General features: G+C 70.0%; 19 protein-coding genes and 1 tRNA gene. 11 read left to right on the top strand and 9 right to left on the bottom strand.

Annotated features, from left to right (window positions below; translation table 11 throughout):
• The first annotated feature begins 38 nt into the window (after nt 1–38).
• The 3 genes from AB0E90_RS12220 (at nt 39) to AB0E90_RS12210 (ending at nt 2873) form a co-directional block, all read left to right on the top strand.
• Complete coding sequence (locus AB0E90_RS12220) at nt 39–443, top strand: ATP-binding protein (protein WP_360403344.1); 405 nt, start codon at nt 39–41, stop codon at nt 441–443.
• A gap of 72 nt (nt 444–515) precedes the next feature.
• The gene (locus tag AB0E90_RS12215) at nt 516–1544 is read left to right on the top strand and encodes a carbohydrate-binding protein (protein WP_360403080.1); all 1029 of its coding nucleotides are present in this window, start codon (nt 516–518) and stop codon (nt 1542–1544) included.
• A gap of 96 nt (nt 1545–1640) precedes the next feature.
• Nucleotides 1641–2873: a family 16 glycosylhydrolase gene (locus AB0E90_RS12210; protein WP_360403078.1), complete on the top strand. Its 1233-nt coding sequence runs from the start codon at nt 1641–1643 to the stop codon at nt 2871–2873.
• Here the strand turns inward: AB0E90_RS12210 and AB0E90_RS12205 are convergent.
• Complete coding sequence (locus AB0E90_RS12205; RefSeq protein ID WP_360403076.1) at nt 2870–4111, bottom strand: chitosanase; 1242 nt, start codon at nt 4109–4111, stop codon at nt 2870–2872. The two genes, AB0E90_RS12210 and AB0E90_RS12205, sit on opposite strands and share 4 nt — an antisense overlap.
• A gap of 50 nt (nt 4112–4161) precedes the next feature.
• Nucleotides 4162–4413, bottom strand: a complete 252-nt coding sequence (locus tag AB0E90_RS12200; RefSeq protein WP_360403074.1) for a hypothetical protein — start codon at nt 4411–4413, stop codon at nt 4162–4164.
• Between the two features lie 102 nt (nt 4414–4515).
• Between AB0E90_RS12200 and malQ the strand changes: the two genes are divergently transcribed.
• On the top strand, nt 4516–6462 hold the full coding sequence (gene malQ, locus AB0E90_RS12195; protein ID WP_360403072.1) for a 4-alpha-glucanotransferase: 1947 nt from the start codon (nt 4516–4518) through the stop codon (nt 6460–6462).
• Entirely contained in the window at nt 6459–6641 is a 183-nt protein-coding gene (locus AB0E90_RS12190; protein WP_360403070.1) for an antitoxin, read from the top strand. The genes malQ and AB0E90_RS12190 overlap by 4 nt, the downstream gene beginning before the upstream one ends.
• On the opposite strand, the gene AB0E90_RS12185 is transcribed toward AB0E90_RS12190, so the two are convergent.
• Nucleotides 6638–7036, bottom strand: a complete 399-nt coding sequence (locus tag AB0E90_RS12185; RefSeq protein ID WP_360403068.1) for a hypothetical protein — start codon at nt 7034–7036, stop codon at nt 6638–6640. The two genes, AB0E90_RS12190 and AB0E90_RS12185, sit on opposite strands and share 4 nt — an antisense overlap.
• A gap of 53 nt (nt 7037–7089) precedes the next feature.
• Here AB0E90_RS12185 and AB0E90_RS12180 point away from each other — a divergent pair, with 53 nt between their 5' ends.
• Entirely contained in the window at nt 7090–7935 is an 846-nt protein-coding gene (locus tag AB0E90_RS12180) for a fused MFS/spermidine synthase (RefSeq protein ID WP_360403066.1), read from the top strand.
• A gap of 159 nt (nt 7936–8094) precedes the next feature.
• Nucleotides 8095–9084: a translation initiation factor 2 gene (locus AB0E90_RS12175; RefSeq protein WP_360403064.1), complete on the top strand. Its 990-nt coding sequence runs from the start codon at nt 8095–8097 to the stop codon at nt 9082–9084.
• On the opposite strand, the gene AB0E90_RS12170 is transcribed toward AB0E90_RS12175, so the two are convergent.
• Both AB0E90_RS12170 and AB0E90_RS12165 read right to left on the bottom strand, forming a co-directional pair.
• The gene (locus AB0E90_RS12170; protein WP_360403062.1) at nt 9064–10281 is read right to left on the bottom strand and encodes a TerC/Alx family metal homeostasis membrane protein; all 1218 of its coding nucleotides are present in this window, start codon (nt 10279–10281) and stop codon (nt 9064–9066) included. The genes AB0E90_RS12175 and AB0E90_RS12170 overlap by 21 nt on opposite strands.
• 9 nt (nt 10282–10290) lie before the next feature.
• On the bottom strand, nt 10291–10998 hold the full coding sequence (locus AB0E90_RS12165) for a pentapeptide repeat-containing protein (RefSeq protein WP_360403060.1): 708 nt from the start codon (nt 10996–10998) through the stop codon (nt 10291–10293).
• A gap of 176 nt (nt 10999–11174) precedes the next feature.
• Between AB0E90_RS12165 and AB0E90_RS12160 the strand changes: the two genes are divergently transcribed.
• From AB0E90_RS12160 to AB0E90_RS12150, 3 genes are all read left to right on the top strand, one after another.
• Nucleotides 11175–11750 carry a hypothetical protein gene (locus AB0E90_RS12160; RefSeq protein ID WP_360403058.1) on the top strand — a complete coding sequence of 192 codons (576 nt, stop codon included), beginning with the start codon at nt 11175–11177 and terminating at the stop codon, nt 11748–11750.
• Nucleotides 11751–11840: 90 nt separating this feature from the next.
• Nucleotides 11841–13412, top strand: coding sequence for a DUF5305 family protein (locus AB0E90_RS12155; RefSeq protein WP_360403056.1), 1572 nt, complete (start codon nt 11841–11843; stop codon nt 13410–13412).
• A gap of 21 nt (nt 13413–13433) precedes the next feature.
• Nucleotides 13434–13913: an SLATT domain-containing protein gene (locus tag AB0E90_RS12150; protein ID WP_360403054.1), complete on the top strand. Its 480-nt coding sequence runs from the start codon at nt 13434–13436 to the stop codon at nt 13911–13913.
• Between the two features lie 2 nt (nt 13914–13915).
• On the opposite strand, the gene AB0E90_RS12145 is transcribed toward AB0E90_RS12150, so the two are convergent.
• From AB0E90_RS12145 to AB0E90_RS12135, 3 genes are all read right to left on the bottom strand, one after another.
• Entirely contained in the window at nt 13916–17971 is a 4056-nt protein-coding gene (locus AB0E90_RS12145; RefSeq protein WP_360403052.1) for a PAS domain S-box protein, read from the bottom strand.
• 57 nt (nt 17972–18028) lie between these two features.
• Nucleotides 18029–18748 (bottom strand): hypothetical protein, encoded by a 720-nt coding sequence (locus AB0E90_RS12140; protein WP_360403050.1) that lies wholly within the window; start codon nt 18746–18748, stop codon nt 18029–18031.
• A gap of 168 nt (nt 18749–18916) precedes the next feature.
• Nucleotides 18917–18990 (bottom strand) — tRNA-Met (locus AB0E90_RS12135).
• Between the two features lie 147 nt (nt 18991–19137).
• Between AB0E90_RS12135 and AB0E90_RS12130 the strand changes: the two genes are divergently transcribed.
• Nucleotides 19138–20316 carry a DUF6596 domain-containing protein gene (locus AB0E90_RS12130; protein WP_360403048.1) on the top strand — a complete coding sequence of 393 codons (1179 nt, stop codon included), beginning with the start codon at nt 19138–19140 and terminating at the stop codon, nt 20314–20316.
• Here the strand turns inward: AB0E90_RS12130 and AB0E90_RS12125 are convergent.
• On the bottom strand, nt 20303–20746 hold the full coding sequence (locus AB0E90_RS12125) for a YciI family protein (protein ID WP_360403047.1): 444 nt from the start codon (nt 20744–20746) through the stop codon (nt 20303–20305). The two genes, AB0E90_RS12130 and AB0E90_RS12125, sit on opposite strands and share 14 nt — an antisense overlap.
• Nucleotides 20747–20825 lie beyond the last annotated feature (79 nt).

The raw sequence follows: 20825 nt of genomic DNA, 5'->3' as shown, positions 1-20825 counted from the left end.
GCCCTGCAGGAAGATCCGGCGTCGCTTAACGTCGACTCATCAGCACCGAAGTTCTGCTCAACGAGACGTTCGACCACAGCTCGATCACCGCGCTGCGGCATACCGTCGCGTCCTGCGCGGCCGGCGCCGGCCTGGGCGGCGAGCGGCTCGACGATTTCGTGGTCGCCGTCAATGAATTGTTGACCAACGCCGTCCGGCACGGCGGTGGCCTGGGCACGGTCGCGCTGTGGAGGGCCGGCGATTCGGTGGTGTGCGAGGTCCGCGACACGGGTACGGGACTTCCCGAGGCCGCGCCGGAGATGCCGGTGCGACCTGCAGCGACCCAACCCGGTGGATGGGGGCTGTGGCTGGCGGAGGAGCTGACCGACACATTCACGCTGATCACCGGAAATGGCGGAACGGTCGTTCGGGTGTCGAGTCGGGTTTCCTTAAGAGAAGCTTAAAACTCCTCCCTTGATCTTGCCTCTTGGGCGTCGCCTCAACAAAGTGTGGCTGCATTCACCTGAGGGGGGCCAATGGTGCACGAGGCACGTCATCGCTCCGGCACGCCCGGCTGGTTGTCCCGGCCGCGAACCGTGGCGGTCCTCGCGGTGGCCGCAGCGGGCCTGGTCGCGGCCGTCTGGATCCCGTCCCGGGACGACGTCGCCTCGGCGACCACGCACCATCGGACCACCGCGCGATTCGGCCGCAGCGCCTTCGCCGACGACTTCACCAACGGCGGCCTCGACCTCGCCAAGTGGGCGCTGCTGAAGGACAACGGCACCCCGGTCAGCAGCGGCGCGCAGATCAAGGACGGCGAGCTTTCGGTCAGCCGGCTGCTGCGCTCCAAGCAGACGTTCACCGACGCGTTCGGCCACGCCGAGGCGCGGATCAAGGTGCAGCGCAAGAACGGGGTGTGGCGGGCGTTCTCGCTGCTCGACGCGAACGGGCGGGTGCCGTCGGGCACGCTTGAGACCATCGACGGCGGCATCGACCCGACGTCCGGGCGCAACTTCCACACGTACGACCTGGACTGGTCACCGGAGACGGTGGTCTGGTCGGTCGACGGGAAGCCGAGCCTGCGGCTGAACCGGCAGGACGCGGGCGGTCCGCTGACCCTGGTGCTGAACCTGGCGACGAACGGGGATTCGGCCGGGCGCATGCAGGTCGACTTCGTGCAGGTGTTCACGAGCCCGTCCGGCCCGCCGACGGCCTCTTCTCCGTCGGCTCAGCCGTCAGGCGAGCCGACGGCTGAGCCCACCGAGACGACGCCGACCGAGGCACCACCGACGACCACCGCGCCGCCCGAGACCACGGCACCGACCACCGCGCCGACCACCGCGCCGCCCGCGACGACGGAACCGACGACCGCGCCGACCACGGCACCGCCGACGACCACGGCACCGCCCGCGCCGCCCGCCGCCGCCCCCTGGAAGCCGTTCACGGCGTATTCGGCCGGCGACCTGGTCACCTTCGCGGGTGCGACCTACAAGGTGCTCGAGTCGCACACCTCGCTGCCCGGCTGGGAGCCCACCAAGTTGCCCAACCTCTTCGAAAAGGTGTAAATAAGGGTCGAATTCCGGGGATCCGGTTGACCGACGGCGGTCTATCTATAAAGACTGTTGCCGGTAACGCACGCCTCTTCCCCGGAGGAATCCCCCATGCGTAAGACCCGCTTCCTACTCGCCGCGGCCGTGGTCGCGACGACACTCGCCACCGGCCTATGGGCCGGCACGCGCAATGACACGGCCGAGGCCGCGGTCGGCGCCGTCACCTGGTCCGATGAGTTCAACGGCTCGTCCGGCTCGACAGTCGACTCGTCGAAGTGGAGGTTCGACACCGGCGGCAGCGGCTGGGGCAACAACGAGCAGGAGTACTACACCACCTCGACCAGCAACGTCTATCAGGACGGCCAGGGCCACCTGGCGATCACCGCCCGCAAGGAGAACCCGGCGAACTACCAGTGCCACTACGGCACCTGCCAGTACACGTCGGGCCGCATCCTGACCGCGGACAAGTTCTCGCAGACCTACGGCCGGTTCGAGGCCAGCATCAAGATCCCGAAGGGCCAGGGCATCTGGCCGGCGTTCTGGATGCTGGGCGGCAACAACTGGCCCACCACCGGCGAGATCGACATCATGGAGAACGTCGGAAACGCCCCCAACACGGTGTACGGGACGGTGCACGGCCCCGGCTACTCGGGCGCCAGTGGTGTTGGTGGCAACAAGACGATCGGCTCGCCCCTGGGCGACGGCTTCCACACGTACGCCGTCGATTGGTCGCCGAATTTGATCGTCTGGTATCTGGACGGCGCCGAGTACTTCCGCGTCACGCCGTCGAACGTGAGCGGCACCTGGGTCTTCGACCACAACTTCTTCATGATCCTCAACGTGGCGGTCGGCGGTTACTGGCCCGGCTACCCGGACGCCACCACCGTGTTCCCGCAGACCATGCTGGTCGACTACGTCCGCGTCTCGGCGTGGAACAGCGACAACGGCGGCGGCACGACCACCGGCAACGCGCTGAAGAGCAACTTCAGCGGCCGCTGCATCGACATCCCGGCAGCCAACCCGGTCGACGGCGCCCGCCTGCAGACCTACGACTGCAACGGCAGCGCCGCCCAGAGCTGGGCCGCCAACAGCGACGGCACGCTGCGTGCGTTGGGCAAGTGCATGGACCCGGCCGGCGGCGCGCTCACCAACGGCACGCCGATCCAGCTGGCGACGTGCAACGGCAACCCGGTGCAGCGATTCACCCTGTCGGCCGCCGGTGACCTGGTCAACGTGTCGGCCAACAAGTGTGTCGACATCAAGGACTGGAACAGCGCGAACGGCGCGGCCCTGCAACTGTGGGACTGCGGCGGCACCACCAACCAGAAGTGGACGAAGGCCTAACCCGCGTCGCCGATCCGGTACGGGTCGCCGTAGACCTTCCACGTCAGCGGCCCGGACAGGTCGAGGTTGCTGCGGTCGAGGAACTGCCGCTGAACGGTGTCGACCCGGGTGGTGTCGAGGTGTGCCTTCTCGGTGCGCATCTCGTCCACCCGGGCGTCCAGGAACGCGTTGAGGTAGCTCAGCTCGTCACCCCCGTCGGACGGCGCCTCGGCCTGGCGCAACGCCGTCGCCCGGATGCCGCGCAGCCCGGAGACGCCGTGCATGACGGCGGCGTCGAAGTAGGCGAACTGGCCGAGCGCGCGCAGCCCGTCGGCGCGGGCCATCCGCACGGCCGGGTCGAAGTACATCCAGTCGCGCTCGTCCTCCTGCGCCTTCTGGAAGATCGGATCGAGGGCGGCCTGCTTCCAGGCGGCGGTGAAGCCGGGGTCGAGGCCGGCATGCGAGTCGGAGCCGTCCACCGTGCGCAGCGCGGGCAGGTAGGACGCCAGCACGTTCTGCGGCTTGCGACGGGTGTACTCGTTGACCAGGTCGAGCATGTCCGAGGTGCCGGAGCAGAAGCCGACGATCCCGGCCGTGTAGCCGCGGCCGTCGCCGAGGTCCTCGATGTAGGCGTACGCGCTGCGCCAGTCCAGCGTCGAGTTCTCGGCGGTGGCGACCAGTTCGAGCGCGGTCTCCTTCTTGCGGCTGTCGTCCAGCCCGGCGGCCAGCGATCCGCTCGCCGGCGCCACCGCACGCAGCGGGGCGGACTTCGGCCCGTACGCCTTGACCTCGGCCAGTGAATAACCACCGGCCGCACGCCCGCGCTGGATGGCCAGCACCCGGACGTAGCGACCGGAGCCGCCGAGCCGTTTCAGATCGTCGGTGCCGCCGTCCCCGGAGCGGGTGGCATAGACATCGTTCCAGTTGGCGCCGTCGGCCGAGGTCTGCACGCGGTAGTTCTTCGCGTACGCCTTGTCCCACCGCAGCCGGACCCGATCGACTTTCTGCACGTTACCGAGGTCGACCCGGACCCACTGGGTGCCCGGGCCGTCGGTGCTGGCCCAGCGGCTGCTCGGGTCGGAGTCGGTTACTTTGCCGGCCACCCAGGTCGAGCCGAGCACCGAGGACGCGACCGCGCCCCGGCCTCGGGAGATCAACACGTCGTTGGTGGCGCTCGCGGCGACCGAGATCGCCAGCGGCACACACAGCACCACCGTGATCCCGGTGCCGAGTGCGAGCGTCCGACGGCGTATCCGCATCCTTCAAAGCTAGGTCGGGCTCCTGTGAGCCCGCCGCCGCTTTACGGAATTTACTTCTTGCGCCGGCTCCGCAGGATCAGGAAGACGATCAGCACGACCGCGCCCACCACGAGCAGGCAGCACACCGCGGCGAACCCGAAGAAGCCGAAGCCGCGCCGGCTACGCCGGTATTTCGCCGCCTCGATCGCCACATCGGCCACACCGTTGCTGGCGGCCCATGCGTGCACCGGCACCACCAGGGTGAGCATGACGCCGGTCACTGCCGCGGTTGCCCGGGACCACCACTTCACTGCTGCTGACATGTGTCCCATCCTGCCCGACCTGCGCAAGAGCCAGTCAGGCTGTCCGAATTGCGGGCGATCGGGCAGGGTAAGAGGCAGGGGAATCGAGCGGAAGGGGTGCGGATGGACGCCGATCTGGTCGCATTGGCCGAGGCCAACGGAGTGGCCACCTGGTACGAGGACTGGCATCGCAAGCGCAAGGACGTCTCGGCCGAGTCGGTCGTCGGCGTGCTGGGGCTGCTGGGGGTGGACGCCACTACGCCGAAGGCGATCAGGTCCGCGCTGGCCGCGGTCCGCGAACGGGACGGGCTGGGCCGGCTGCCGGGGACGATCGTGGTGCGGTTCGGAACCGGTCGGGAGCTGCCCGGCGACGGCATCCTCGAGCTCGAGGACGGCAGCCGGCGCGAGGTGGCCGGCGCGGTCCCGGCCGACCTGCCGCTCGGCTGGCACCGGCTGACGATCGGCGGGCAGGACATCACGCTGGTGGTGGTGCCGGCCGAGCTGCCCGCGCCGCCCGAGACATGGGGCTGGATGCTGCAGCTCTACGCCCTGCACTCGGAGACGTCGTGGGGCATGGGCGACCTGCGCGACCTGCGCTCGTTCATCGCGCAATCGGGCGAACCGGGGCTGGTCCTGCTGAACCCGCTGCACGCGATCACGCCGACGCTGCCGGTGCCGGCGTCGCCCTATTCGCCGTCGAGCCGGCGCTTCGCCAATCCGCTCTACCTGCACATCGAGGACACCGCCGAATACCGCCGGGCCGATCCGCCGCTGCGCGCGAAGGTCGACGCGTTCAAGCCGGTCACCGACAAGCTGATCGACTACAGCCGGGTGTGGCAGGCCAAACGGGCCGCGCTGGAGGTGCTCTGGCCGCTGGCCGGCGAGGTCGATCTGGAGTCCGACCCCGGTCTCACCGACTTCGCCCGGTTCTGCGCCCTGGCCGAGTTGCACGGCGCGAACTGGCAGGAGTGGCCGGCCGAGTTCCGCCGCCCCGACTCTCCCGCGGTGCGGTCCTTCCGCAGCGACCGGATCGCCTTCCACGTCTGGGTCCAGCGGCTGTTGACCGAGCAGCTCGGCGCGGTCGGCGAGACGGCCCGCGAGCAGGGCATGCCGGTCGGCGTCGTGCTGGACCTCGCGGTCGGCACCGACCCGGCCGGCGCGGACGGCTGGCTGCTGCAGGACGTGCTGGCCGCCGGGGTGCACATCGGCGCTCCGCCGGACGCGTTCAACCAGCTCGGCCAGGACTGGGGGCTGAGCGCGTGGCGGCCGGACCAGCTGATCGAGACCGGCTACGCGGCCTATCGGGACATGCTCGGGCGGATCTTCAAGAACGCCGGTGGCCTGCGCGTCGACCACGTGGCCGGCCTGTGGCGGATCTGGTGGGTGCCGCCGGGCATGCACGCGGCGCACGGCACCTACGTCCACTACGACCCGGAGGCGATGCTCGGCATCCTGGCCCTGGAGGCGACCCGGGCCGGCGCGGTGGTGATCGGCGAGGATCTCGGCACCGTGCAACCGGCCGTCACCGAGGGCCTCGAACGCATGAACATGCTGGGCTCGGCGGTGCTCTGGTTCACCCGCGACTGGGAGGACCCGGAGCAGGTCTATTACCCGCCGGCCGACTACCCGCGCAACGCGCTCGCCACGATCTCCACCCACGACCTGCCGACGGCGGCCGGTTTCCTGGCCGGTGAGCAGGTCAAGGTGCGCGCCGAGCTGGGCCAGCTGGCCGGCACGGTGGAGGACGAACGAGCCACCGCCGACACCGACCGCGCCCGGCTCAGGGCCGCGTTGACGGCTCAGGGCCTGATCACGGCTGCGAGCACCGACGACGAGGTCGTGGTGGCGATGCACGAGTTCCTGGCCCACACCCCGTGCCGGCTGATCACCGCGTCGCTCTACGACGTGCTGGGCGAACTGGACCAGCCGAACCTTCCGGGCACCTACGACGAGTACCCGAACTGGCGCATGCCGCTGCGGCTTAGCCTTGAGCAGATCGCCGCGGACCCGCGTATCGAGCGGACCGCGGCGATCTTGCGCAACCGGACGACGAAGGAGACGACCCCATGAGCTTCCTTGACAAGGCCAAAGACTTCATCGACAAGCACGACGAGCAGGTGGACAAGGCCCTCGACAAGGTCGGTGACGAGGTCGACAAGCGGACCGGCCACAAATACTCCGACCACATCGACAAGGGCGTCGACGAGGCGCAGAAGCGCACCGGCGAGGGCGACACGACCCAGCGCTAGACCGCGAGCGGTTCCGGCCCGGGGTCGTCGTCCACGGCGAACAGCATGGGGTGCAGCGGGAGGAAACCGTCCCGTTGACGGCACAGCGTCGGCGGCAGCAGCGACGAGCGGTGCTCCGGGTGTTCGCCACAGTGGCGCATCGCCCGGGTCACCGCGTCGGCGTGGTGCCGCCCGCCGCCGTACTCGCCGCAGCCCTCACAGTCCCAGCGCCAGAAGAACTGGCCCTCCTCGGACTCGCGCCGCCGGATCCGCAACGGCGGGCCGGCCTCCTGCTTGGCGGCGGCCAGGATCGCCGGCATCGCGACGGTCGGCGGCGGGCCCGGCGGGCGGCGCGGCTCGTCGCCGCCGCTGTTCTGTTCGCCGAAGATCTGTGCAAGCACATTACTTGTGGACACAACTTCAGTTTAAAAGCCGCATCGCGGCCAATACCGGGATTTCGGGGATTAAGGTGCCGCAGCGCATTAAAAGGATCGTCGAAACCGTCGCCTCCGGCGTCGCCGAACTAATCCCGGACGCCGACCGGCCGGAATCGTTCACGCTGTTGCTCGACGGCACCCCGCAGTCGCACGTCGACCTCCGCGACCCCACCCACCTCGAATTCGAGTACATCCGGCGGATGGCCGCCGCGATCGACCTGATCGCGCCGCCTGGGCAGAAGCTGCGCGCGCTGCACCTCGGCGGCGGGGCGCTGACGCTGCCCCGCTACCTCGCGGCGACCCGGCCCGGCTCCCCGCAGCGGGTGGTGGAGATCGACGGGACGCTGGTGGAGATGGTCCGGCGCGAGCTTCCGCTGCCGGCGCGAGCTTCCATCCGGGTCCGGGTGGCCGACGCGCGCGCGGCCGTCGAGGGCATCCGCGAGGCCGGGTACGACGTGGTCGTGCTCGACGTCTTCGCCGGCTCCCGCACCCCCGCCCACCTGGCCTCGGTCGAGTTCATCCAGGAGGTGGCCCGGGTCCTCGCCCCGACCGGCTGGCTCATCGCCAACGTCGCGGACGGCCCACCGCTGCGCTACGCCCGCAGCCAGGTCGCCACGATCCGCGCGGCCCTGCCCGAAGCCTGCCTGGTGGCCGACGCCGCGGTGCTGCGCGGCCGGCGCTTCGGCAACCTCGTGGTGCTCGCCGGCCGCACCCCGCCGCCGATCGCCGAACTGACCCGCCGGGCGGCCGGCGACTGGTTCCCGGGGCGGGTGGAGACTGATCTCGACCGATTTACCGGAGGAACGGCGCCGGTAACTGATCGTGACGCCGTCGCGTCACCCACTCCGCCGGCCGGACTGTTCAGTAGCAGAAAGTGACGAACCGTAGGCCGAAGGTGCAGGAATTTCCGGCCTGTCGTGTTGTCGTCAACAAAAGCGGTGTGAAACGCGCCTGCTGACTTGTCGCGGCCGATGTTACTCGGCTGTAATCGGACTCAGCCGCGTTCCACTCGCGGCCGCCGACTGGGGGGTAGGCGCATGAACGATAAGTATTTTCTGGCTCCGCCCGGCATGTCCGCCGGCGATGCCGCCGGTTCACGTGTCCTATGGAGCGGCCGCTGCGCCGTCGCCGAATATGCGTTCGAGGAGCCCAGCTCGCTGCCGCGCTGGACCCTGCCGGAAGAGACCGAAGTGGTCGTCACCGACGACCGGGTGATCTACCGCGACGTCACCACCGGTGCCACCGGCGACCTGCGCTGGCCGTGGCCGCAGCACCTGCGGGTGCAGCCGGGCAACCGTGACACCGGCCGCTCGGCCACCGTCACCCAGATCCAGTTGGTCTGCGCCGGCCCGGGCGGCTCGTTCCCCGCGCTGGTGTTCGCCGGCGGCGACATCGCCACGGTCGGTGACGCCGACCGCCTGGCCAATGTGTTACGCCAGGCCATCGCCCGATACCGCGTCGAGCACGCCGCCGAGCTCGGCATCCCGGCGCCGCAGGGCCGCATGCTGTCCCGCCTCGTGATCGGCCCCGAGTTCAGCAACTACCAGGGCGGCGAGGGCCAGACCGTCACGCTGCTCGGCTCGGTCTCGGTGCAGGAACAGCCGGCGCCGCGGCCCCGCCCGACCTATGCGGCCTCGGCCGCGGTCCCGGCGGCCGTCCCGGCCCGGCCGATCGCCGTGCACGCCGAGTTCGGCACCACGCCGCCACAGACACTGCGGCCCGGCTTCGACCCGGTGGTGCACGCCCGGCCGGCCCAACCGGCCGACGACGCCATCCTGCGCGGCACGCCCGACCTGGCCGCCCGCGCCGCCGACCTGGCCGCCCGGGTGGCCAACCTGGTCGCCGACCGCGACTTCGGCCCGGCCCAGCCCGCCAACCTGTCCGCCTACCTCGGCGCTCCCGACGAACGGGCCGAGCAGGCCCGGCGCACCGCGGCCCGGCTGGCCGCCAACTCGGCCCGCAACCGGGGCGTCAGCCCGCGGCGGCCGATCGACGACGAGGTGGGCTCACCCACGCGCAACATCTGACCGGGGGGCGGCCGGCGAGTAACAACGCCCGTCCGCCACCCGCTCGGCGTGCTCCTCGTGCGCCCGGTGGAGCAGGTCCATCAGCTCCTCCTCGGCCCGGATCTTGGCGCGGTATTTCTCCGGCAGCCGCTTGATCTGCCGTTCCTCGTCGAGCAGCCGGTGATAGATCTTGTCGCAGTAGTTCGGGTCGATCTCGATGTCGAGGAACTCCAGCGCGTGCCGCCGGGCCGCCGCCACGTACGTCTGCGCGCGGCCCTTCGGGCTCAGCAGCGACACCACGACGGTGAGCAGCAGAATGCCGACGATCAGCGCCAGCGACAGCCCGGTGGAGATCTCCGCCGCGTGGACCGGCTCGCCGTCGTTGATGAACGGCACGTTGTTCTCGTGCATGGCGTGCAGGATCAGCTTCACGCCGATCAGCGCCAGGATCGCCGCCAGGCCGTAGGACAGATAGACCAGCCGGTCGAGCAGCCCGTCGATCAGGAAATACAGCTGCCGCAGGCCGAGCAGCGAGAACGCGGTCGCGGTGAACACCAGGTACACATCCTGGGTCAGCCCGAAGATCGCCGGGATCGAGTCGAGCGCGAACAGAATGTCGGTGCCGCCGATCGCCACCATGACCAGCAGCATCGGCGTCATCACCCGCCGGCCGTCCTTCTGGGTGAAGAGCTTGTCCCCGTCGTACTCATCGGAGGTGTGCAGGAAACGACGCGCCACCCGGATGATGAAGTTGTCCGGCGACTCCCCCTCGTCGTGGCCCTGCTGCCGCAGCAGGTTGCCCGCCGTGACCAGCAGAATCAGCCCGAACAAGTAGAACACCCAGGCGAACGAGTTGATCAGCGCGGCGCCCAGGAAGATGAAACCGGTGCGCGCCACCAGCGACACCGCGATCCCAACGAGCAGCACCTTCTGCTGGTCGGCCCGCGGCACCTTGAAGCTGGACAGCAGCAACAGGAAGACGAACAGGTTGTCGACCGAGAGCGCTTCCTCGGTGACATAACCCGCGAAATACTCCGCGCCCTTCTGCCCGCCCCCGAAGATCGTGACGCCCAGGCCGAACAGCAGCGCGATCGTCACGTAGATCGCCGTCCACCGGGCGGCCTCGCCGAGCGTCGGCACGTGCGCCTTGCGCACATGGAAGAAGAAGTCGAAAAGCAGCAGACCGATGATGCCCACGACGGTCAGCAGCCACAGCATGGGCACATCCTATGGGTGGTTTGCTTCGATGACCGCCGACCGCATCTGCGATCTCGTCAGAAAGAGCGCCCCGGCCAGGTTCGCGCCGCGCAGATCAGCCCCACGCAGGTCCGCCCCGGTGAAGTCGGCCCGCCGCAGGTCAGCGTCGCGCAGGTCGGCCCCGATCAGCAGCGCGCCGCGAAAACTCGCCCCGCGCAGGTCGGCCCCGCGCATCTTGCGCCCGATCAGATTGGCACCCCGGTGATCGGCCCGCTTGGTGCCGGCCCGCGCGAGGTGGCTGGCTTTCTGCAGCAACGCGTTGACCTTGCGCCGCTGCTCCTCGACCTCGTTCAGACCGGGCGTTCCGCCCGCGAGGTGGTCGGTCTGCGCGAGAGCCTCCCGCATCTGCTTGTGTACGGCGTCAGCCGCGTCCAGCCCCAACGCCTCGGTCAGCAGCCACATCAGCTCGTGCAGCTGCCGCATGATCGAGAGGTCGGCCCCCGGGTTCTCCTGGGTGATCCGCTGCCCCGCCCCGAAGCAGTCGAACACCACGCACCCGTGAAAGCCCTTCTGGTCGAGCCGCTCGTGGATCCCGCACCGGTGATCACCCAGAAGGTTCGGGCACGCCTTGCCGGCCGGCTTGTTGATCGCAAAGTCTGACGATTTGGCGAACGCCGGGACGATACAGCAAAGGCCGGCGCACTTTGCGCAGTCCGCTTCAAGCACTCGTTCGCCCATCTAACCCAGTCTCCCAGACCGCGTCCCCGGTGGGCGTTCCGGGACTGGAGATGCCCTAGCACCGCCAGGGCACGGATGAGCCGCTTCACGCGAAATTCCCCCAGCAAATTGCCAGAAAAGACCGCCCCAGCCCTTAGGCCGAGCACCTGGCCGACCGATTCATCAGGTGTCAAGCGGTGAGCACGAAGTTCACCGAAATGAGGGGCCGCGAGGGCGACCGTCCGGATGGCAACGAAACAGGGGGAAATGATCCTATGCGTTCCTTGGGCATGCTTCAGATCGCCGGTGGAGTCGTCGCAGCCGGCATCGTCGCCGCTGGCGCTACCGCAATGACCGGTACGGGTGTTTCGTGGGCTGGCTCCGGCACTGGCACCGCCGCCCAGTACGTAGGCGGCACTCTGACTCAGACCGTGTCGGGCGGTGCAAGCATCACCGATATCAACTACACCACCACCGACAGCAGCGGCAACTCGGTCGGTGACCGGGTCACCGGGATCCAGGTCATCGTCGCCGGCGCGAACGGGGCTTACCTGACGATCACGCCAAGCACGGGCGGCACGGGGCTCGTCACGGCGACGAAGTGGTCCTGCTCAGGCAGTGTGGCGGCTACGGTCCTTGACGCCACCGCGGTGAAGGTTCACCTTAACGCCACCCCCGCCACCGTCACCTGTATCACGTCCGACAACGCCAGCGCCGCGGCTGGCTACTACGACGGGCTCACCGGCGTCCAGCTGGCCGTCACCAACAGCTAATCCGCCCCGTTCAGCAACTCGGAATGCGAGGCTTGCGAGAGCACCGCAAATCCGGGAGATCCGATTCATAAAGCTTTGCGTGCCTACATCGTGGCCGCCATCCTCGGGATGGCGGCCATCGGTGCTTGGGCGGTGATGACGGAGCGGATCAGCTATGTGGCGACCCACGGCACCAGCATGAACCCCGTCTACTACCAGGGCGACCTGGTATTCGTCGCGAAGGCCGATTCGTACCATGTCGGGCAAATTGTTGCCTACCATGGTGACGTTCCCGGGCAGCGGGTCCTGCATCGCATCATCGGCGGGAGCGGCTCCGCGGGATTTGTGATGAAGGGGGACAACAACGAGTCGATCGACCCGCTGACCCCGACGACCGAGGAGATGATCGGTCGAGCGGTACTGCATGTTCCCCACGGAGGCATCTGGCTGAAGCCGCTGCTGGGTCCGAGCGGGCTGGGAATGATCAGCTTTCTCGTGATCAGTGGCGGGGCCTCGACGGCACGAACACGGCGGGACATCCCGCGAGGGCGCCGGAAGAAGAAGGTGAACGCCATGTCGTCGGGCCAGGGAGGCACGTGGGCGACCGCTGCTGCGGTCGTGAAGGCGGTCGAACGCCTGTCACCCGTGTTTCGCGCCGCCGCGGTGGTTGCCGCGGTGCTGACCGTATTCGCCCTGACGCTGGGAATTCTCGGCTGGATAAAGCCCGTCGTCGAACTTCAGGCGGCCACAAAATCACCTGAGCAATCGATCGCCTACTCATACTCGGCAACGGTGCCGAAGTCCGCTGCCTACGACGGCACGACGGTGAAGTCGCCCGACCCGATCTTTCGTAAGCTCACCGACAAAGCCAATCTCAACACCCGCTACGACGGCCCGGCCGGCACCTTCGCCCTCACAGCCACACTGACCAACGGGACCGGCTGGCACACCGCCCTGACCCTGGTAAAGAAGACGTCGTTCACCGCAACGAACTTCGACGCAACCATTCCCCTCGATCTCCCCGCCTTGGTCGCGCGGGCCGACGACGCGGCCCGGGCCATCGGCGCATCCCCCACCGGATCGGTGACAATCCAACTCACCGCCCAGGTCACGTCGCCTGGGCTAGCAGACCTGGTCGCGCCATTGCAGCTCGGAGTGAGTCCCTTGCAGATGGCAGTGGCTGGCGGCAAACTCGAGACTGACGCCACGGGCACTGCCGCATCGGAGATCACGATTCCGCGTGAGATCAGGGTCTTCGGCCATCCTTGGATGACGGCGTCGCAGGCGCGTTCCTACGCGATTCTTGCGCTGATCGGCGCCATCGCGATTGCCGCCGTGGTCCTCATTGCGGCGCTCCGCCGGATGCCGGTTCGGACCCGGGCCGAGATCGAGCGCCGCTACCCCCAGCTGCTCGTCCAGGTGGAGCCGATGGCCAGTCCGCCCGGGAAGCCGGTGGTCAGCGTCGACAACTTCCCCGCTCTGGTGAAACTGGCTGAGCGCTACGGGCAGATGATTCTCACCTGGCGGCGGCCGGAGGCTGATGACTTTGTGGTTCGGGATGACGGCATTACCTATCGGTATCGGGTGCCGCTTGATGAGGACCACACTCTGCAGAACGTTGAGATGATCAATCGGCCCACCTCAGGGGCGCATCGACGGACCAGCTCGTCGCAGGTGTCTTGACCCGCCCGGCACACTGTGCCGGTGAAGCGTGCGCAACGGCAGCAGCTCGTCGAGATCGACGAGCGGCTCACTGAGGAAGATCTTGGCGATCGGGCCCTGGTTCACGCCGTCGTGCAGAACGAGTGGTACCGGGCGCAGATGCGCCGTACACATCATCGTTATGTGGGCTCGGAAGCGGGGGCGCTTTTCCTGGCCGGCGCCGCTACCGTGCTCGCGGCTCTGAGCGCGCCCGCCTGGATCACCGCGACCGTCGCCGGGTTGGTGGCCTTCCTCGCCGGGCTGCGCCGCATCGTTTCCTGGCACGACGACTGGCTGGCCGCGTCCGAGGCGCGGGCGAAGGCGACGGCCGAGATCGCGCTGTACCGGCTGGTGCCGAGCGCCGAGCGGACCCCGCAGCGTCAGCAGGAGCTGGTGGCCGCGATCGACGCGCTGGTGCTGGCCGAAACCCGCACCTGGGGGCGGCGGCGGCGGGACAAGGTGCAGACCGAGACCGCAGCTTGAAGTCAGGCTGACTCGAGGGTCAGCGTGAACACCGCGCCGGCCGCCGGGCCGGGCTCGTAGCCGGCGTCGCCGCGGTTGGCCTGGGCCAGGCCACGGACGATGTAAAGGCCAAGACCGGTGCCGCGGGCGGAGTCGGCATCACGCGCGGCGCGGGCAAGGCGTTCGAAAAGCCGGGACCTGAATTCTTCCGGTACGCCGGGACCGCTGTCGACGACGGCGATCCGCACGCGTCGACCGGCGGGGGTGACCCGGATGGCGGTGCAGCCGCCGCCGTACTTGCCGGCGTTGCCCAGCAGGCTGATCAGCATCTGCTGCAGGTGGCCGGGGTCGGCCAGCACCCGGGCGTCGGCGCCCTCGATCGGCACGTCGTCGCCGGTGACGGCGAGCGCACGGCGGATCTCGTCGTGGGCGGACAGCTCGACGCGGTCGGCGGTGACGGCGCCCGAGTCGATCGTGACCATCGCGAGGATGTCCCGGACGATCTCGTCGAGGCGGCTCGACTGCCGGGCGATCGCCTCGATCGCGCGCACCCGGCGGGCCTCGCCGAGGGCGGTCCAGTCGTCGATGAGCACCTCGGCGTAGCCGCGGATCGAGGACAGCGGGTTGCCGATCTCGTGGCCGAGCATCCCGACGATGTCGAATTTGAGCTGGTTGGCGGCTTCGAGCTCGTCGTTGCGGACGGCAAGCTCCTCGGCGGCGAGATCGCGGGCGCGTTCCGCGGTGCGCCGGTCGGAGACATCGACGATCGCGGCCAGGATGTTCTTCGGGCGGCCGTCGGGTTCGCGGACCAGGGACACGGTGGCCTCGACGTCGACCCACCGGCCGCTGGCGTGCTGGAGGCGGCCCTCCACGTGATAGAAGTCGGCGCGGCCGGACATCAGTTCGTCGAGGCGTTCCTCGCGGCCGGCCGCGCCGTCCGGGTGGATCATGCCGTGGTCGGTGCTTCCGAGCAGGTCGGCCGCGGGGTGGCCGACCAGCCGGCTGTAGGCCGGGTTGGCCGCGAGCAGCGCGCCGTCGAGATCGCAGATGACCTGCCCGACGGCCGAGTTGGTGAACTGCCCGCGGAACCGCTGCTCGCTCTCGGCGAGGGCCCGCTCGGCGGCCCGGGCGGCGGTGACGTCCGCGTTGATCTCCAGCACCTGGGCGTCGGCGCCGCCGTTCGGGCGGTGCAGGGCCCAGCGGCTGAGCACGGTGACCGTGCCGCCGTCCGCGGTTCGGTGTTCCAGCGGCCCGTCCCAGCGGCCCTCGGTCAGCAGCCGTTCGCGCAGCTCGGCTGGGGTGGTGCCGGTCCGGAACACGGTGCCGAGCAGCTGGTGGGTGACCTGGCCGACGGCCTCCGCGGCGGGCCAGCCGTAGAGCTCGGTGGCGCCGGCGTTCCACTGCCGGATGGTGCCGTCGAGGTCGCGGACGATGACCGCGGCCGGGATCAGTTCGAGCAGCCGGGCCTGCCGCCGCAGCTCGATCTCGGCGGCCCGCCGGGCGCTGACGTCCTCGACCTGGTTGACAACGTACAGGGCGCGACCGCTGTCGTCGTGCACGGCGGCCGACGAGACCGCGACCCAGACGTCGTGCCCGTCCCGATGGCGGTAGCGGTGTTCGGCGTGGGCGGGCGCGTCGAGCAGGTCACCGGCGGCCCCGTCGTCCGTGAGGTCCCGGTAGGTCATCGCGCCGAGCTCGCCGGCCGAGTATCCGGTGATCGCGGTCATCGCCGGGTTCGCGGCCAGGTAGCGGCCGCGGCTGTCCGGGTCGAGGCTGATCAGGGCCACGCCGAGCGGCGAGTTGTCGAAGGTCAGCCGGAACCGGGTCTCGCTGATCTTCAGCGCGGCGAGGGCCTCGGTCCGCTCGGCGAGCAGGGCGGCGTTGCGGGCCGCGTCGTCGGCGTGCCGCAGCGCCGAGCTGAGGCAGTCGGCCAGCAGCGCGAGGTGCTGCTCGTCGGTGTCGTCGAAGCCGTGCGGCCGGCCGGCGGTGATGGTCAGCGAGCCGATCACGTCCGTGCCGGCGTACAGGGCCGCGGTGATCGCCGAGTGGACGCCCAGCGCCGCGCAGGCCGCGCTGTCCACCCGGTCGTCGATACTGGTGTCCGGGCAGGACGCGGTGCCGCCGGTGGCCAGGGCCAGCGCGGTGAACGTCCCGGTTGCCGAAATGACCTCGCCGGCCGCCACCGCCAGGGTGCCGGCCGCGGCGACGCAGCGCAGGTGCGGGCCCTCGACCAGGACGACTCCGCTGGCGACGGCGGCCTCGAACACCTCCAGGGAGCGCTCAGCGATCACCCGCAGCGTGGCGTCCCGGTCGGCCGCGACCGCGGTGACCTCGCGCTGCAGATCCAGCGTGGTTCGCAGCCGGTCGACCTGGCGGCGGGTGGCCTCGGCGGCGGCCCGCTCGGCGGTGATGTCCTGCACCTGGATCAGCCGCCAGGCGCGCTGCTCCGGCCCGGGGATCGGGGAGACCGTGGCCCGGATCCACACGCTGGTGCCGTCCGGCCGGGGCAGGGGCTGCTCGACGGCGGTCCCGACCGGCGGCCAGCGGTCCGCCGGGATCGGATCGGCCGCGGACAGGCCGACGATCTCGTCGACGCTGCGGCCGGTCAGGGCGGCGGCGGCCGGGTTGGCCTGCCGGATCCGGCCGCCCTCGTCGGCGATGAACATCCCCATCGGGCTGCCGTCGAAGGCCGTACGGAACTGCTCCTCGCTCCGCTCCAGCGCGGCCTGCGCCTCACGGGCGGCCGTGACGTCCAGAAACTGGATCACCGCGACCTGCGGGCCACCGTCGTCGTCGTCGATCACCGACGTGTGCGCGGACACGGTCACCGGCCCGCCGTCGGCCCGCCGCAGCACGACTTCCTGCTCACCGCCCCGGTCCTGCCCGGACACGAGATCGGCCAGGCCGTCCGCGAGTTCGTCGGCCTGCCCCTCGGTGACCAGGTCGGACAGGTGCAGCCCGCCGATCCGCGACGACGAGTGGCCGAAGATGTCGTGGAACGCCGGGTTGGCGTGAATGATCCGGCCGAGGTCGCCTGCGCGAAGCCCGACCACGATCTTCGCGATCGGCCCGTGCGCGAACACCGACGTGAACCGCCGCTCGCTGCGCACCATCTGCTCGACGGCGGACAGGGTGGCCTCCTGCTCCTTGGCGAGCGCGCGCACCGCGGACCGGGAGCGTTCCAGCAGGGCGGCGTTCTCGGCAGCGTCGCCGGCGTGCCGCAGGGCCCCGCTGAGCGCGTGCCCGAGCAGGGTGAGCAGCCGCGCGTCGCCGTCGTCGAACGCGTGGGCCCGGTGGCTCCCGACCACCAGCGTGCCGAGCGGCACGCCGTCGAGGTCGCGCATCGGCGCCACCAGCACCGAGCGGATGCCGGTGCTCCGGGCGATCGCCTGGCTGGCCCGCGGATCGCTCAACGTGTCGTCGCAGCGCACGGTCTGGCCGGTTTCGATGGCTAGCACGGACAATGACTCGGGCTTCGGCGCCAGCGGCAGGTCCGCGGCGGCGAGTCGTCCCGAGCCGGTCACCGACCGCAGCACGCCCTCGGCCCGATCGAACAGCTGAACCACACAGCTGTCCCCGGCCGGCACCACCGCGAGGGTCCGGTCGGCGATGAGCTGCAGGGCCGCGTCCCGGTCGCGGGCCACCGCGGTGATCTCCCGCTGCACCCCGATCGTGGTGCGCAGCCGTTCGGCCTCGCCGTCCCGGGACTCGACGATCTCGGCGACCGCGTACGCCGTACCCGCATCGTCGTGCACCGCGACCAAGCCGCCGGAGAGCCGCACCGCCGTGCCGTCCGGGCGCAGCAGGGTGTGCCCGACCCTGACCGCCGGCCGATCGTCGCGAGCCACCGACTCGAGTGCCGCGGCGACGGTGGCTCGGTCGTCCTCCACGCACAGCGCCGGCCAGGACGAGCCGACCAGCGCGTCCCGCTCCCGCCCGGCGAGCAGGCAGAAGGCAGCGTTTGCCTCGACGATCTCGCCCTGAGCACCGGCTTGCAGGCCGACCACCAGTTTCGCGATCGTGCTGCGCGCGAACGCCTCCACCAGCAGGCTCTCCTGCCGGAGAAAGCCGACACCCATACCCACCCGATCGGCGGGCCGACCGGATTCGTGAGCGTCAGCCGATGGTCTCCGTTCCTACTGCGGCGCGACCACGATCGCGTCGGCCACATCCGGCCCGTCGCCGAGGTGGAAGTGCGGGCTGGGGTAGCCGCTCTCCGCGGATTTCGGCGCCCGGTGGAAGAGCCGCAGCTCGTCGACGGCGCCCCGGAACGGGCTGCGCGACTCGTCCCACTGCCGCAGCTCGCTCCCCGGCTGAAGGAGGCGCCACTCCGCGCCGCTGCGCCCCACCAGGGGCCCGGCCGCGTGCGGATCCCCCAGCACCTCGAAGGCCCCGTCCTCGTTGCGGGCAAGCGACTGATAGCCGCACTCCGACAACTGCTGCCCCACCGAACCCGATCCGCCGGTCAGCCGCCGGCCCACCGATTTCTGCAGGTCGGTCCGCCGCCACGGGCGGCCCTCGGACTGACCGGGCGGCACCATGTTGATGTAGTCGGGGTCCGACATGGCCGAGGCGAACACCAGCCACCGCTCTTTCGAGCCCCAGTTCCACCGGGAAGCCCCCGGGTAACGCCGAACCGGCGCCGACCCGACGTGGACGACCACCGCGCTGATCGGCAGCCCGCTGGCAAGCAGGTCGATCCCGCCGTCGTCCCGCCGCCGAAGAACGCAGCTCAGCGACGACCGCCCGGCAACCACGACGGACCACGTGTCGTCGAGTTTCTGGACCCAGCCGTCGGCCGGGTGAAACCCGTCCGACGGATAGACGCCGTACGCGTACGGGTCGGGTGTCGTCATACCGTCCTCCGAAGCGAGTTGCTCGGTCGTCGCGCAAGGGCGCCGGCCGCGATCAGATCGAGTACAAGTGTGACGGCATTGCCCGCGGCCAATTCCTGGGCATCCCACGCGCATCCACCCAGACAAATAGAAACGCGGCCCGTCATTTGACGGACCGCGTTTCCTTTGTAGCGGGGACAGGATTTGAACCTGCGACCTCTGGGTTATGAGCCCAGCGAGCTACCGAGCTGCTCCACCCCGCGTCGGTAGGTAAACCATACCCTGCGGGCCGCAGCGGTGTGGGACCGGGGGGCGGAACCGCTCCTGGCCTGCGAAATCTCGGCCGCGACCGGGCGGGCGCGACCGGGCGCCCGATGCGCTCAGGCGGCCTGATGCGGCAAACTGCCGGCATGATCGATGTTCGGCCGATCCTCGACGAGGTCTGGCGCGAGCATGCGCCCGGTGTCCGCGGTGTGCTGGCCCGGCGGCTCGGCGACCTGGACCGGGCCGAGGAGGCGCTGCAGGACGCGGTCGCCGAGGCGCTGCGCCGCTGGCCGGCCGACGGCGTGCCCGACAATCCGCCCGGCTGGCTGGTGACCACCGCCTGGCGCAAGGCGCTGGACCGTCTCCGCCGCGAGGAGATCGGGCGAAGCAAGCTGGCCGAGATGTCGCCACCGGCCCCGGCGCCGGACGATCGGCTCGCGCTCCTGTTCGCCTGCTGTCATCCGGCCCTCGCCGAGCCGGCTCAGATGGCGCTCACCCTCAGCGCCGTAGCCGGCCTCTCGACCGACACCATCGCCGCCGCGTTCCTGCTGCCCACGGCCACCATGGCGCAGCGGCTGGTGCGGGCGAAGCGCCGCCTGCGCGAACAGCACGTCCGGTTCGAGTTGCCGCCTCCCGAGGACTACTCGCAACGCCTCACGGCCGTCCTGGCCGTCATCTATCTGATCTACAACGAGGGCCACCTGACCTCGACCGAACTGACCACCGAGGCCCTCGACCTGGCCCGCCGGCTGACCGCGCTGATGCCGACCGAGCCCGAACCGGCCGGCCTCGCCGCCCTCCTCGAGCTGCACGAGTCGCGCGCCGAGGCCCGGTTCGATCCGAGCGGCCACCTGGTCCTCCTGGAGGACCAGGACCGCCGCACCTGGGACCGTTCGCTGATCAAGGCAGCGATCAACCGGCTGGCCCGCGCCGCAGCGCTCGACCGCCCCGGCCCCTACCAACTCGAGGCCGCGATCGCCGCCCTGCACGCGCTCGCGCCGTCCTACCCGGACACGAACTGGCACTCGGTCCGCCGCCGCTACGACGATCTGCTCATCCTTCGCCCCTCCCCCGTGGTTCTGCTGGGCCGCGCGGTGGCAACGAGTTACACCGAGGGCCCGTCCGCCGCATTGACCGAAGTGGACGCGCTGGCCGCCCAGCTCGACGGTTACCGCCTGTGGCACGCGACGAGAGCGGATCTCCTGCGCCGATTGGGGCGCACGACCGAGGAGATCGAAGCAACACGGCGAGCACTCGCGCTGGCCACCAATCCAGCCGAACGCGAGCTGCTCAACCGCCGTCTGCGGGCGACTAACGCTCCATGACCGGCCGGACCTCGACCCTGTCTCCCAACGGGACGATCCCCGGCCAACCAGAAGCTACCGCGATCGCGTCGTCGATGTCCTCCCCCTCCAGGATGATGAATCCGCCGACGACCTCCTTGAGCTCGAGGTAGGGCCCATCGGTCACGGTGGGTTGACCATCGCCTCCCCGCGAGACCGTTTTGGCCGTGCTCGCCGGCTGCAGCTCAGCCCCGCCCTTGACGATCTTCCCGGCCGCGTACCACTTCTCCCACCAGGCATTTACCTCGTCCATGAGCCCACTGGAAACGGCCTCGTCGAACCAGCCGTCCTCTTCCCCAGCAATGATCATCACGTAACGCACAGTGTTCCTCCGTTCGGCGCTCTTTCCAGAGTGACGATCGGCGCCGAAGCTCATTCGACCAAAGCCACCATCTTTTTTCGATACGGGCATGATCGGTCCCGTGGCCAGGGCCGGCCTCACTGCAACGCACGCAGATCACCCGGCCACCGGCCCGGACGATGGTCATTCC

Origin of the sequence: Actinoplanes sp. NPDC026619 (genome assembly GCF_040638295.1) — a bacterium.
GTDB lineage: Bacteria > Actinomycetota > Actinomycetes > Mycobacteriales > Micromonosporaceae > Actinoplanes.
Note: the sequence above shows the minus strand (reverse complement) of the source record. Positions and strands in the feature narration are given on the sequence as shown.

Coding starts and splice junctions, on each gene's coding strand:
- AB0E90_RS12215 (WP_360403080.1), top strand. CDS start 516: ATGGTGCACGAGGCACGTCATCGCTCCGGCACGCCCGGCTGGTTGTCC.
- AB0E90_RS12210 (WP_360403078.1), top strand. CDS start 1,641: ATGCGTAAGACCCGCTTCCTACTCGCCGCGGCCGTGGTCGCGACGACA.
- AB0E90_RS12205 (WP_360403076.1), bottom strand. CDS start 4,111: ATGCGGATACGCCGTCGGACGCTCGCACTCGGCACCGGGATCACGGTG.
- AB0E90_RS12200 (WP_360403074.1), bottom strand. CDS start 4,413: ATGTCAGCAGCAGTGAAGTGGTGGTCCCGGGCAACCGCGGCAGTGACC.
- malQ (WP_360403072.1), top strand. CDS start 4,516: ATGGACGCCGATCTGGTCGCATTGGCCGAGGCCAACGGAGTGGCCACC.
- AB0E90_RS12190 (WP_360403070.1), top strand. CDS start 6,459: ATGAGCTTCCTTGACAAGGCCAAAGACTTCATCGACAAGCACGACGAG.
- AB0E90_RS12175 (WP_360403064.1), top strand. CDS start 8,095: ATGAACGATAAGTATTTTCTGGCTCCGCCCGGCATGTCCGCCGGCGAT.
- AB0E90_RS12170 (WP_360403062.1), bottom strand. CDS start 10,281: ATGCTGTGGCTGCTGACCGTCGTGGGCATCATCGGTCTGCTGCTTTTC.
- AB0E90_RS12165 (WP_360403060.1), bottom strand. CDS start 10,998: ATGGGCGAACGAGTGCTTGAAGCGGACTGCGCAAAGTGCGCCGGCCTT.
- AB0E90_RS12145 (WP_360403052.1), bottom strand. CDS start 17,971: ATGGGTGTCGGCTTTCTCCGGCAGGAGAGCCTGCTGGTGGAGGCGTTC.
- AB0E90_RS12140 (WP_360403050.1), bottom strand. CDS start 18,748: ATGACGACACCCGACCCGTACGCGTACGGCGTCTATCCGTCGGACGGG.
- AB0E90_RS12130 (WP_360403048.1), top strand. CDS start 19,138: ATGATCGATGTTCGGCCGATCCTCGACGAGGTCTGGCGCGAGCATGCG.
- AB0E90_RS12125 (WP_360403047.1), bottom strand. CDS start 20,746: ATGCCCGTATCGAAAAAAGATGGTGGCTTTGGTCGAATGAGCTTCGGC.